Origin of the sequence: Stappia indica (genome assembly GCF_009789575.1) — a bacterium.
In the GTDB taxonomy this organism is placed as follows: Bacteria; Pseudomonadota; Alphaproteobacteria; order Rhizobiales; family Stappiaceae; genus Stappia; species Stappia indica_A.
In genome coordinates this window covers 857465-869897 of sequence record NZ_CP046908.1, presented here as the reverse complement: position 1 = coordinate 869897, position 12433 = coordinate 857465, and the positions used below count along the sequence as shown (strand labels likewise).

The following is a 12433-nucleotide window of genomic DNA, read 5'->3' as shown; positions in this document are numbered from 1 at the left end:
ACGATGAACAAGGTAGGTCGTGCCCTTTTCCTCCTGGCATGCGTGTTTTCCGTCTTGCTGCCGGGCGCAACCGCACAGGCACAGTCGGAGAAGTCTCCCGTCGGCCGATGGGTTGCCGATGGCTACGGGTTCGTCATCGATTTCTATGTCGAACCATCGTCCGGCTCCTCCTATCCGGTGATCGGCCTTGTGCATGGTCCGGTCGGAGGACAGGTCATCTGTCCGCAGAACATGCCGGTGCTGGTCGAACGGATCTGCGAGAAGGTGGACAAGGATGGGCCCTTCGCCATCGAGGGCGAACTGAGCCTGGCCTCCGAGCCGGGTCAGTTCGTCGCCCTCTACGAAGGCGCCTTCCGCTCCGACTGGCTCGGCCAGGATTTCCCGGTCCGCCTTGCCTTCTTCGCCAACGAACTGGGGCGATTGCAGCATCTCGGCACGCGGCGCGGCCGCGAGCTTCCGACGAGCGTCGAGGTCACCCGCACCGACGAAAAGCCGAGCCCCGCCGCTGAGTGGGCCGAAGGCAACTGGCAGGCCGATTTCGGCAGCTTGAGGCTGGAGGCGGCGATTTCCGCCGATGGGCCGGGAAGCATCAACGGAACGCTGCAGGCGATCCCGGTGCAAAGCAGCAGCCACACGCTTTTCAATTTCCCGATGCTGTCCAATTTTCACAAGGTGGCGGAGACCTTTTATCCGTTCGCGATGCGAATGAATGCGCAGCTTTCCGGGACCGGCAGCCTCTATGAAGGGACCGCCGCCACCTCCGCCGACTATACCGAGATCGGCCAGACGGCGCGCATCAGGATGCTTCCGTTCGACGGCATCGCCATCGTCGCGCGGATTGAAAACCTGGATGGCGCCACGTTCTCTCCCGTGTTCGCTCTGACGCCGCTCGATGGCCCTCTCACGCCCGTGCCCCCGGCCTCCGGCAGCCAGGCCGCCGGCGAGGGCGAAACCGGTCCTGCATCGGCGGCTACGGCGAACCGAGGCCCCGCGGGGGAGTGGAGGATGGTCGGCCAGCCGCATTACGGCGTTCCGCATCTGCGCGTCTGGAGACCCGAGGACCCGGCGAACGGATGGGCCCTTATCCCATCGACCATCGAGATCGAAAGCAACGGGAACAGGTTCACCGCAGCCCAGCCTGGCTGGACGTTCGACTCCGAACAGCAGGCGAACAAGGCGAACCTGCAGGCGTTTCTCGCGAACACCATTCCGGCAACGGGCGGCGGGTCGTTGGACGAGTGGATCGGCTCGCCCGACGATTGGCTTTATTCTCGCCACAGGTCTGGAGGTGAGGATGGCGAGCTTCTGTTCCTGATTTCCGGCGATCGGGCGCTGCTCCTGAGTTCCTTCGGGTTCCGCGGCCTCCTCGATATCTTCATGCTTGGCAGCGTGCCGCAGAACATGTTCGTTGCGGCATTCGAGCGAACCGCATCGCCGGATGCGGCCGGCTCCGCCGGGGCGGCGCCGGAAACCGAGGGCACGCAAACGAACGGGAGCGGCATCGCTCCGGAGGGTGCGGGGACCATCGACTAGGTCGTGGACTCATAATTGTGCGGGAAACGGCGTCTGGCCCGGCAATGATATGCTAGGAGGAGCGTGATGGCCGGGGCAGGTCCCCCGGCCGAGCGATCCGACGCCGCAGATCGAAGTCAGGCCGACGCCCTTCGGGTCTGGGCGAACCTGCCGGCAACAGCGTCGCAAGACCTTGAAAACCGGACGGTTTCCTGCAGGCTTGCTCCTTGTGCCCGATCAGGTTCAGGCATACCGTTTCTCGCCAGAATTATGAGTTCACGACCTAGATGCAGAAGGCGCTCGACACCTGGCTCGTCACATACAACACCAAACGCCCGCATCAGCGCCGCAACATGAACGAGCGAACGCCGCTTCAGGCCCTCATCGACGGACTGCTCTGCAGGGCATCGCAGCCAACGCAGAAACCGATGAGAGAACCGCTGACAGCGAGCTCAAAACAGGCTTCAATCAACCATGAAACCAAAGCCGCCTGAAACCGCTTCAAAACGCGGCACTGTCAGGTGAGTACCATCTCAGGATAGCCCGAGGATGTGATTTTGAACAATTTTGACATGACTGGTTTGCTATACAAGCTAACACGTTCGCTATGTGGGTTTGGTCTTGTACTTGGATCTTTGTTTTTCGCTGCCTCGTTAACACCCAGTCTCATTCCGCGTGGTTTCGAGGTTCAGGGCATTCTTGCGGGCGTCGCTTTTAGCTTTGGATATGGAATAGGCGTATTTATCCGATCGTTGTGGCGATACCTCGAGATGCCTAATGCAAGCGCAAAAGCGTCATACTATATTACGTTGGCACTAGCGGTTGTTTGCTTTTTCATTTTGATGCTCGCCTTGTACCATGCAGGGGGCTGGCAAGATTCTGTTCGCGGCGTGTTGGGTATGACTTCGGTCGATACCGGCTATCCTTTTAGCGTTAGCCTGATTGCCATTTTGACCTTTGTTGTCCTGCTGTTTGTGGCTCGGGGTCTGATAGGTCTGGGGCGCTTCATAGCGAGCAAGATTTATAATTACTTTCCTCGACGGATATCTATTGTCTTTGGTATCGCGATAACCGTGACGATTACTTTTTTCATCGCAAATGGAATAATTATTGAGTATACATTCCGCGTTCTTGATAGTTCATTCCAACAATTGGACGCCCTGATCGAACCAGATCGGCCGCAGCCGCTCATTGCCGAGCGCGCTGGAAGTCCCGAATCGAAACTCGAATGGCGCAAACTAGGAAGAACTGGCAGAGCCTTTGTTGCCTCAGGGCCGAATGCAACCGAAATAAGCGAGTTCACGCAGAGGCCGGCACTTGAACCAATAAGGCTTTATGCTGGGCTGCAGGCTGCCGACACACCAAATGAGCGCGCAAAACTACTGCTCGATGAACTAATCCGCGTGAACGCCTTTGATCGCGCCGCTTTGGTTATTATAACTCCAACAGGCACGGGGTGGGTGGACCCATCTGCAATAGATGGTCTGGAGTATTTGTTTAACGGAGATGTTGCGAGCGCTGCATTGCAATACTCCTATTTAAACAGTCCTCTTTCATTATTATTCCAGCCTGAGCATGGGCTGGAGTCGGCGCAGGCTTTGTTCCGGGTCGTTTATGATTACTGGAAAGAACTGCCCGCGGACGGACGCCCAAAATTGTATCTTCATGGACTCAGCCTTGGCGCGTTTAACTCTCAGAGATCGATAACGTTTTTTGATATTCTTGGAGATCCGATCGACGGAGCCGTTTGGAGCGGGGCGCCTTTCCCAAGCGAGAAATGGCGCTCGATTACGGATAATCGTGATGCTGGTTCCGCCGAATGGTTGCCTGTTTTCCAAAATGGACGGTTCGTGCGTTTCATGAATCAGAACGGCACTCCTGAGGGAAATACAGCACGATGGGGCAATGTACGCTTTGTATACCTGCAGTATGCCAGCGACGCGATTACATTTTTTGATCGGAGTTTGCTTTATAAAGAAGCTGATTGGATGAAATCCCCGCGCGGTCCGGACGTTTCCCCGGCGCTGAGGTGGTATCCGGTTGTGAGCATGCTCCAGTTGCTCATCGATATGCCTTTAGCGGATACTGTTCCAATGGGCTACGGACACGTTTATGCGCCGGAACATTATTTGAATGCGTGGCTGGAAGCGACTGGAGTAAAGGGGTGGAGTGCTAAAGACATTGAGGCACTTAAACTACACTTGAGAGGCAGAAGCTTGCACGATGATGGCTACGAGTATCGCGGCGGTTAGGGTTGCCCGGCGGCTTCTCTAGTGGTGGTTTCTCACACTCGGCAGGGTACGATTGTCAGTGATCCGCCAGCCGTCTTTCGTGTCCTCACCCGCGCCCTGAACAGGCCCATGCACGGCTACCCGTTGAAAGGCGACGGCTCTGACGCTGCCCAGCTTGTCGTCTCCGCCAGGGTGAGCGCCCTGTGATGTGAGGATCGGATCGGCCAACCAAAATGATCAGTCGTCGGACGGCGAGCGCCCACGGCCTTCGCAGCCATTAGGCGAGGGGAGGGAGACAAGCCAAGCGTGGGCCGCCTCAACGGGCTTTCCGAAGCCCACGCTGCAGCCGCCCGGGAACCGGAGGCGTTCCTGCGGGTTAGCCTGCCATCACGGCCGGTCGTTCGGCCGGTTCCGGGTGGCAGGAGCGGAGCGCCGGTGCAGGTTCGTCGCAGGGATGACTACGGGATCGCCCAGCTTGCCCGGGATGTCGGACGGGCGGGCGGCGGTGCGTTGATCTTTTCGCTGCCGATGCTGATGACGATGGAGATGTGGGATCTCGGTCTTTATCTCGACCCGGTGCGGCTGCTCGTGCTGGTGCTGGTGACCTTGCCGATGCTGGTGCTGCTGTCGCGCCGGATCGGCATCGAGAGCACGCGCAACTGGCGCGACGATTGTCTCGACGCCGCGCTCGCGCTCGGCATATCGGCGGTGGTCTGCCTGGTGGTCCTGGTCCTGTTCGGGGTGGTCCGGTTGGACGAGCCCGCCGATGTGCTTGCCGGCAAGATCGCCATCCAGATGGTTCCGGCGTCGATCGGGGCGCTGCTCGCACGCAGCCAGTTTGCCGGCAGCAGCGGGGAGGGGAACGAGTCTCCGAGGGAGGCTCGCGAGCCCTATGGCGGCGAACTGTTCCTGATGGGGATCGGTGCGCTGTTCCTCGGCCTCAACGTCGCGCCGACCGAGGAAATGATGCTGATCTCCTATCAGATGAGCGCATGGCATGCGCTCGGCCTGCTCGCTCTGTCGATCGGCCTGATGCACGCCTTCGTCTTTGCGGTCGGCTTTGCCGGCGGGTCACCGACGTCGCCGGAGGAGCCGTGGTGGAGCCCGTTCCTGCGCCTGACCTTGCCCGGCTACGTCATCGCGCTGGCCATGAGCCTGTTCCTGCTGTGGGTGTTCGCCCGTCTCGACGGCCAGGAAGCGGGCAGCATCGTGATGACGGCGGTGGTGCTGGCGTTTCCCTCGGCCCTGGGGGCGGCCGCGGCGCGGCTGGTGTTGTGAGGAGGATCGGCGATGGCTGAGGGCAACCGCCGCGAGGCAGGGCACAGACCGGCAATCGAATGGGTCGTGGGCTTCGTTTCGGCCGCGTTGGTTTCCTGCATCATCGCCTTCCTGGCCTATGAGGCGCTGTTTGGCGGTGCGACCCCGCCCGATCTCGCGGTGTCGATCGACCGGGTCGACCGGATGCGTAACGGCACCCTCGTGGAGGTGATCGTGCGCAACGACGGCGGCCGGACGGCGGCAGGGGTCGTCGCCCAGGTCGCGACCATGGGCGCGGCGGGGCAGCGCATCCGCAAGACGATCCGGTTCGACTATGTGCCCGGCCATGCGACCCGCCGCGGGGCCTTCCTGTTCGACGATGCGGGCATTTCCCCGGCGGACCTGCAATTGAGCATCGACGGGTTCACCGAGCCCTGACTACCCTGGCGTAGCCTCTCAGGCAGTCTTGAGGGCAGCCTCTCAGGGCGCGTAGAGCTGCGCGAAGGCGTTGCGCACGTTCTCTGTGATCGATTCCAGGCGCCGCTCGATATGAGCGGCCATTTCGGCCCGCGCGGCGTCCGCATCGCCGCGCTTCACGGCCTCCAGGATCCGCTGGTGCGGTTCCGTGGTCACGCTGTCGGGGCCGTCGCGCTCGCACAGGGTCTTGAGGTCGATCAGGCGGACGTAGTGGATGCGGCCGTTCATGTTCTCCAGCATCCGCACCATCTCGGCATTGCCGGAGAGGGCGGTCAGCCGCGTGTGGAACTCCTCGTCCAGCCGCACGAGGTCGACTGGCGAGGTGCCGGGCTGATAGTCGACGCGGGACTCGTTGAGGAATGTTTCCAGCGCGGCAACATCCTCGGGCTTGGCGCGCAGGGCCGCGAGCTTGGCCGCCTCGCATTCGATGGCGGCGCGGGCCTCGTAGAGGTCCATGATCTCGGCAGGGGTCAGCGAGCGGCAGAAGAAACCCTGGCCGCTGCGGAACGTCAGAAACCCTTCCGCGACCAGCCGGTTGAGCGCCTCGCGCAGCGGCGTGCGGCTGGTGTCGAGCTTCTTGGCCAGCTCGCTCTCGTTCAGGCGGGAATCCGGCTTGAACCGGTAATTCGCCGCCATTTCCTTGAGCTCACGGTATGTCCGCTCAACGCTGCCTTCGGTTCTTGTCATTTTTTCAATGGGTTCCACTTCCCGCGCCGTCCCTGCAAATCACTCTAGCCATCGGTCCCGAAAAAACAATTGAATTGTGTTTTGTTCTGTGTATCGTCCTGTATACAGAATGGAATGCAAGGTCGCGCGCGGCGACGAGAGAGGCTTTCGTGACACAGACGATGAATGGCGCTCAGGTCATCCTGAAGATGCTGGAGCTGCATGGCGTCCGGCATGTCTTCGGCCTGCCGGGGGAAACGACCATCGGTTGGTACAAGGAATGGCAGGAGCACTCGAACATCGAATACGTGCTCACCCGCGACGAGCGGACCGCCTCCTTCGCCGCCGAGGCCTATGCCAAGATCACGGGCCGCCCTTGCGTGCTCGAGGCGCCGAGCCCCGGCGTCACCCATTGCACGCCGGGCATCACCGAGGCCTATCTCAGCTCGGTGCCGGTGATCTATTTCAGCTCGGACATCCCCATCAACCAGGACAAGAAGCACGGCCTGACCGGCGTCGACCAGACGGCGCTCTATGCCAGCATCTGCAAGGAGTCCTTCGTCCTCACCAAGGTGGCGGAGATCCCCTTCCTGCTGCGCCGCGCCTTCCGCGTCGCCACCTCGGGCCGTCCGGCGCCGGTGCATATCCGCGTGCCGATCAACGTCTTCCATGAGGAGGCGGAGATCACCGACCTCTACGCCGAGCCGGAGTACCAGTTCTTCCCCGCCCACCGTCCGGTCGCCGATCACAGCCGGATCCGTGCCGCAATCGATGTGCTGCTGGCCGCAAAGAAGCCGGTGATCGTCTGCGGACAGGGCGCGCTCATCTCCAAGGCGACGCAGGCCGTGCTGGACCTGGCCGAGTTGCTGCAGATCCCCGTCGGAACCACCACGCCCGCCAAGGGCGTGATCCCCGAGACCCATCCGCTGTCGCTGCGGGTGATCGGTGCGCGCGGCGGCATGGAGTATTCCAACTCCTATGTCCGCGAGGCCGACACGGTCTTCTTCATCGGCTCGAACACCGATTCCAGCGGCACCGACCACTGGAAGCTCTACGGCGACCCGAAGACCAAGACCTTCCTGCATCTCGACATCGCCGAGGCGCATGTGGGCAACAACTTCCCGCTGAAGGTCGGCATGGTGGGCGATGCGCGTGCCACGCTCGACTACATGGTCGAGCTGATCCGCGCCGAGCATCCGGGCATCAAGCGCGAGAAGATCGATCTCACGGAGATGAAGCGCACCGCGCTCGACGCGGTGTTCAACTCCAACATGCCGATGCCGGAAGGCACCGTCTCGCCGGTCAAGCTGACGCAGGTGCTGGACCGCATCCTGCCGGCCGATGCCATCGTCACCGCCGAGCCGGGAGTGAGCGCCATCTACCCGTCGGCGCTGATGTCGGTGCGCGAGGCGGGGCGCCGCTACATCACCAACTATTCGATGGGCTCGCTCGGCTATTCCGTGCCGGCCGGCATCGGTGCGGCCTTCGCCTCCGACGGGCCGGTGATCTCCTTCACCGGCGACGGGTCGCTGGCCTTCGTGCTCGGCGACTTCGAGACCATCCGCCGCAGCGGCAAGAACATCACCGTCATCCTGACCCGCAACGACACCTATGGCTGGATCCGCGGCGAGGCGATCCTGCTCGACAATGTCGATGCGCCCTGGACCACCGACTTCGGTGCCGTCGACTACATCAAGGTGGCGGAAGGCTTCGGCTTCAAGACGGCGCGCATCACCAGCGAAGACCAGATCGAGGCGGTGCTCAGCGAGGCGATCGCCAATCCGGGCGCCAACTTCATCGAGATGATGGTGCCCTCGCAGGACAAGATCGTCCCCTTCGTGCCGGCCTGGGTCCGCACGGCCAAGGAGCGGAAGCTGCCGTATTTCGCCTGATCCGCAGGCGGGCAGGGCCTGTCATCCACCTTTTCACCGGGCTTTCAATCAACATCAGCAAACCAGAGGGAATGAGCTCATGAAATTCGCGAAACTGTCCAAGGCCCTGATCATGGCCGCGGCGCTGTCCCTGCCGTTCGTGCCGGCGGCAAGCGCACAGGACTATCCCAGCAAGGACATCATTCACATCATGCCGTGGAGCGCCGGCGGTGGCACCGACACCGTCATGCGGACCTTCATGAGCTTTGCCGAGAAGTCGCTCGGCGTCGGCATCAACACGCAGAACATCACCGGCGCGCAGAGCGGCGTCGGCACGCTGCGCCTGATGAAGTCGCGCCCGGACGGCTACACCATCGGCTCGTTGACCTGGGACAGCGTGATCACCGTGCCGTATTACGACCTGGTTCCGGGTTTCGACACGGCCCAGCTCGCCTATCTCGGCTCGGTCACCGTGCACCCGACGGCCATCGTCGTGCGGGCGGATTCGCCCTGGCAGACGCTTGAGCAGTTCGTCGAGGCCGCCAAGGCCGCGCCGGGCACGCTGAAGATCTCGAACGTCGGCACCGGCGGCGTCTGGCACCTGCCGGCGCTCGACTTCGCCAGCCAGGCGGGCATCGAGGTGCAGCACATCCCGTATCCGGGCGGCTCGGCCGCACAGCGCGAGGCCCTGCTCTCGGGCGAGACCGAGGCTGCGTCCATCAGCATCTCCGCCGCCTATGCGGCCATCGACAGCGGCCAGGCCCGCGTGCTCGGCGTGATGGCCGACAAGCGTGACCCGAACTTCCCCGACGTTCCGACCTTCAAGGAAGCCGGCTACGACGTCGTCTGGGGCGGCTTCCGCCTGGTCGGCACCCAGGCCGAGGTGGACCCGGCGATGCGCAAGACCCTCGAGGAAGGCTTTGCCGCCGTCTTCGAGATGCCGGAGTTCCAGGCGACCGCCAAGGAGACCGGCATGGGCGCCGTGTGGATGAACGCGGAAGAGACCGCGGCCTATGTCGAGCAGTCGCAGAAGAAGGCGTTCGCGCTGATCGACCAGCTGATCGCCGACGGCCTGCTGCAGAAGTAAGGCTCATGCGGGCGGGGCTAAGGTGCCCCGCCCGATTTGCGTTCCTGATCGGCCTGGGGGCTGCGCCGTGCCGGCGCAGGAGGGTATGCCAATGACGCGACGTGTCACGGGGCAGGTGCTGTTTGCATTTGTCCTGCTCGGAATGAATACGGTCTATGCCAGCCAGCTGCTGGCCATGCCGCTTCCCTTTGCGACGGGCGAACCGGGCCCGGCCTTCATGCCGATGCTGCTGTGCGGCTTCGTCTATCTGGCGGTCCTGAAGATCCTGGCCAACGAGTTCCGCAGCCCCGAGCCGGCACCGGAGGTCGAGAGCGCCCTCAGCGCGATCCCGCGGCTCGGCATCGTCGGTCCGCTGGCGGCCATCGCCCTGATCAGCCTGTTCGTGATCGTCTTCTTCTATGCCGGCTACATCGTCGCCGCCGCGCTCTACACCTTCGCGATCGCCCTGTTCTTCAATTACGAGCAAAGCGGCAGCTGGGGCCGGTCGGTCCTCTTTGCCCTCGCGACCTCCGCCGTGATCACGGTGTTCGGCTGGCTGTTCTTCGTGAAGCTGTTCGGGCTCTACCTGCCGATGTGGGAGTTGTGAGATGTTTGGACAGCTTGCCGACGGTTTTCTCGCGCTCACCGACCCCGTAACCTTCCTCTATCTCATCGGCGGTTTTCTCCTCGGCATCGTCTTCGGTGCCATTCCCGGCCTCACCGCGACGCTGGCCATCGCCCTCCTGCTGCCCTTCACCTTCGGGATGAAGGTGGCCGATGCACTGGTCATGGTGGCGGGCATCTACATGGCCGGCATCTATGCCGGCTCGATCACCGGCATCACGCTGAACATCCCCGGCGCCCCGTCGGGCGCGATCACCACGATCGAGGGCAATGCGCTGATGAAGCGCGGCGAGGGCGTTCAGGCGCTGGGCGTCAGCGCGCTGTCCTCCGCCATCGGCGGCCTCATCGGCACCGTGGTGCTGATCTCGCTGGCCCAGCCGGTCAGCAGCCTTGCGCTGCTGTTCCGCACGCCGGACAAGTTCTCGCTGGTGCTGCTGGCCGTCGTCACGGTGACCATCGTCTCGCAAGGATCGCTGCTGAAGTCGGCGGTGGCCATGGCCATCGGCCTGATGATCTCGACCGTCGGCATGGACCCGATGGCGCCGGTCGGCCGCTTCGATTTCGGCAGCTACCACCTGATCGAGGGCGTCGGTCTGCTGCCGGCGGTGATCGGCCTCTTCGCCATCTGCGAGATGATCGCCCAGTCCGGCATTCCGGCCAAGCTGGTGCAGGGCGTGTCCGCAGCGCAGGTGGTGCGGCCGCGCCGCCGCGACTTCATTCCCCGCCGCGAGCAGCTGCGCCAGATCGGCGTGTGGAACTCGGTGAAGAGTTCGGTCATCGGCGTGGTGATCGGCATGCTGCCGGGCGGCGGCGCGTCGATGGCATCCTTCATCGCCTATGCGGATGCCAAGCGCGGATCGAAGCATCCCGAGCAATACGGCAAGGGCTCCTACGAGGGGCTTGCAGCTTCAGAGAGCGCCAACAATGCCATGTGCGGCGGCGCGGTCATTCCGCTGCTGACCATGGGCATTCCGGGCGATGCAGTGACCGCGATCATCTTCGGCGTGCTGCTGATCCACGGCCTGGTGCCGGGGCCGGCCTTGCTGGGGGCGAACTTCCCGCTGATCGCGCCGATGTTCGCCGCGCTCTTCGTCGCCTCGATCTTCGTGTTCCTGTCGGTGCTGGCCTTCGGCCCGGTCTATCTGCGGCTGTCGCAGATCAATCGCGGCTTCCTCTATGCCTTCATCGGCCTGATCTCGCTGGTCGGGGTCTATGCCTCGTCCTTCTCGATCTTCCAGATGTGGATGGCGCTGGCCATCGGCGTGCTCGCCTATTTCCTGCGCCGCTTCGGCTATCCGGTCGTCCCCGCGCTGATGGGCGTGATCCTCGGGCCCTATTTCGAGGAGTTCCTGCGCCGGTCGCTGATCGTCTCGGAAGGCGATCCGACGATCTTCCTGCGCAGCCCGGCAAGCGTCATCCTGCTCTTGATGACGGCGGCGTTCGTGTGGTTCCTGCGGATCCGGCCGGCACGTCTTGCCGCCGCTGCCCAAAAGGGGGAGGGGGCCTGACGGTCCGCTTTCCCGGCCGTGGCTTCCCCTGGCCATGGCTTCCCCCGGCCGTGATGGCCCCACGTGCCGGGGGAGATTTTCCGCTCCCATCGCTCCGGCCCGCTCTTCCAGCGCCCGGCAGCACTACCAGTCCCGCCTTGCGGCAAGCTCGGCCAGCTGGTCGGCCAGCTCTGCGGCAAACTCCTGCACCAGCATGGAGAGCGGCCGGTTGGCGGGCGTCATCAGCGACAGGTTGAGGTAAAGGTCTGGCGCGAACGGGCGAAAGACGATGCGGCTCGACGTCCCGAACGTTTCCTCGTGGCTGATGGCGGTGAAGCTGTCGCAGATGGTGCAGCACAGTCCTTCGGAGACGAGCTGCAGCGCCGGCAGGAAGGTGCGCAGCTCGAAGCGGCGGTTGAGCTGCGCGCCCGCATCGCGAAAGGCGCGGCAGGTCTGCACCGCGGTGATGTGCTCGTCATACAGCATGGCGAGCGGCCGGCCGTGGAGGTCGGCCGGGGTGATCACCTCGCGTTCGGCGAGCGGATCGTCCGCGGGCATCGCGCAAAGTCCGGGAAAGGCGAAGTCCTGCGAGCGGATCGTGCGGCGCGGCTCGGACGTCTCGGCAAGGCCGATGTCGTATTGCTGCGAGGCGATCCAGTCGGTGATGACCACCGAGGACTGCATCATCAGCGACACCTCGATCTGCGGCCGGCCGCGCAGGAACCCTGCCACCACCTTGGGCATGAAGAAGCCGGATGCGGCCGGATTGCAGGCGATCCTGAGCTTGCCCTTTTCCAGATTGCCGATTTCCTGCAGCGTGCGCGCCGAGTGCGACAGGCGCTCCAGCACGAATTCCGCTTCCTCCAGGAAGTAGTGGGCCTCGGGGCGGGCGACCAGCCGCCCGCGCTCGCGCTCGAACAGGGGAAAGCCGATTTCCCGCTCCAGTCCCGAAATCATGGCGCTCACCGCCGGCTGGGTCCGCCCGAGGGAGCGGCCGGCCTCGGAGACCGAGCCCGTGCGCATCACCTCCACGAATGTCTGCAACTGGCGGAATGACAGGTTCATGTCCGTCCCATAGATCGACTTTATCGATATAGCAGTAATTCTAATTTGATTTTATGCCATAGCAGATCCGACAATGGCAACTGCAATGGAGGTTGCTGTGGGGCTCGCAAGAGCGCCATGAGAGGGGGGAGTGCCTTGGATCGGTTTGCGAAATACCTTCTGACCACGCTGATATGC

11 protein-coding genes are annotated in these 12433 nt (G+C 63.1%); 9 read left to right on the top strand and 2 right to left on the bottom strand.

Annotated features, from left to right (window positions below; genetic code table 11):
• The first annotated feature begins 3 nt into the window (after positions 1 to 3).
• The 5 genes from GH266_RS04055 to GH266_RS04035 all read left to right on the top strand — a co-directional run bounded on the left by GH266_RS04055 (position 4) and on the right by GH266_RS04035 (position 5438).
• Positions 4 to 1533 (top strand): hypothetical protein, encoded by a 1530-nt coding sequence (locus GH266_RS04055; protein ID WP_158192759.1) that lies wholly within the window; start codon positions 4 to 6, stop codon positions 1531 to 1533.
• A gap of 266 nt (positions 1534 to 1799) precedes the next feature.
• The gene (locus tag GH266_RS04050) at positions 1800 to 2006 is read left to right on the top strand and encodes a hypothetical protein (protein WP_158192758.1); all 207 of its coding nucleotides are present in this window, start codon (positions 1800 to 1802) and stop codon (positions 2004 to 2006) included.
• Positions 2007 to 2069: 63 nt separating this feature from the next.
• Entirely contained in the window at positions 2070 to 3764 is a 1695-nt protein-coding gene (locus tag GH266_RS04045) for an alpha/beta hydrolase (RefSeq protein WP_199270437.1), read from the top strand.
• A gap of 285 nt (positions 3765 to 4049) precedes the next feature.
• Entirely contained in the window at positions 4050 to 5021 is a 972-nt protein-coding gene (locus GH266_RS04040) for a TIGR02587 family membrane protein (protein ID WP_244953771.1), read from the top strand.
• 12 nt (positions 5022 to 5033) lie between these two features.
• Positions 5034 to 5438, top strand: coding sequence for a hypothetical protein (locus GH266_RS04035; RefSeq protein WP_158192757.1), 405 nt, complete (start codon positions 5034 to 5036; stop codon positions 5436 to 5438).
• Positions 5439 to 5480: 42 nt separating this feature from the next.
• On the opposite strand, the gene GH266_RS04030 is transcribed toward GH266_RS04035, so the two are convergent.
• Positions 5481 to 6164, bottom strand: coding sequence for a GntR family transcriptional regulator (locus tag GH266_RS04030; protein ID WP_158192756.1), 684 nt, complete (start codon positions 6162 to 6164; stop codon positions 5481 to 5483).
• A gap of 149 nt (positions 6165 to 6313) precedes the next feature.
• Between GH266_RS04030 and GH266_RS04025 the strand changes: the two genes are divergently transcribed.
• From GH266_RS04025 to GH266_RS04010, 4 genes are all read left to right on the top strand, one after another.
• Positions 6314 to 8035: a thiamine pyrophosphate-binding protein gene (locus tag GH266_RS04025; RefSeq protein WP_158192755.1), complete on the top strand. Its 1722-nt coding sequence runs from the start codon at positions 6314 to 6316 to the stop codon at positions 8033 to 8035.
• Positions 8036 to 8114: 79 nt separating this feature from the next.
• On the top strand, positions 8115 to 9101 hold the full coding sequence (locus tag GH266_RS04020; protein ID WP_158192754.1) for a Bug family tripartite tricarboxylate transporter substrate binding protein: 987 nt from the start codon (positions 8115 to 8117) through the stop codon (positions 9099 to 9101).
• A 91-nt stretch (positions 9102 to 9192) separates the two neighbouring features.
• Entirely contained in the window at positions 9193 to 9687 is a 495-nt protein-coding gene (locus tag GH266_RS04015; RefSeq protein ID WP_158192753.1) for a tripartite tricarboxylate transporter TctB family protein, read from the top strand.
• A 1-nt stretch (position 9688) separates the two neighbouring features.
• Positions 9689 to 11212 (top strand): tripartite tricarboxylate transporter permease, encoded by a 1524-nt coding sequence (locus GH266_RS04010; protein WP_158192752.1) that lies wholly within the window; start codon positions 9689 to 9691, stop codon positions 11210 to 11212.
• Positions 11213 to 11335: 123 nt separating this feature from the next.
• Here the strand turns inward: GH266_RS04010 and GH266_RS04005 are convergent, their stop codons facing one another.
• On the bottom strand, positions 11336 to 12256 hold the full coding sequence (locus tag GH266_RS04005) for a LysR substrate-binding domain-containing protein (protein ID WP_158192751.1): 921 nt from the start codon (positions 12254 to 12256) through the stop codon (positions 11336 to 11338).
• Positions 12257 to 12433 lie beyond the last annotated feature (177 nt).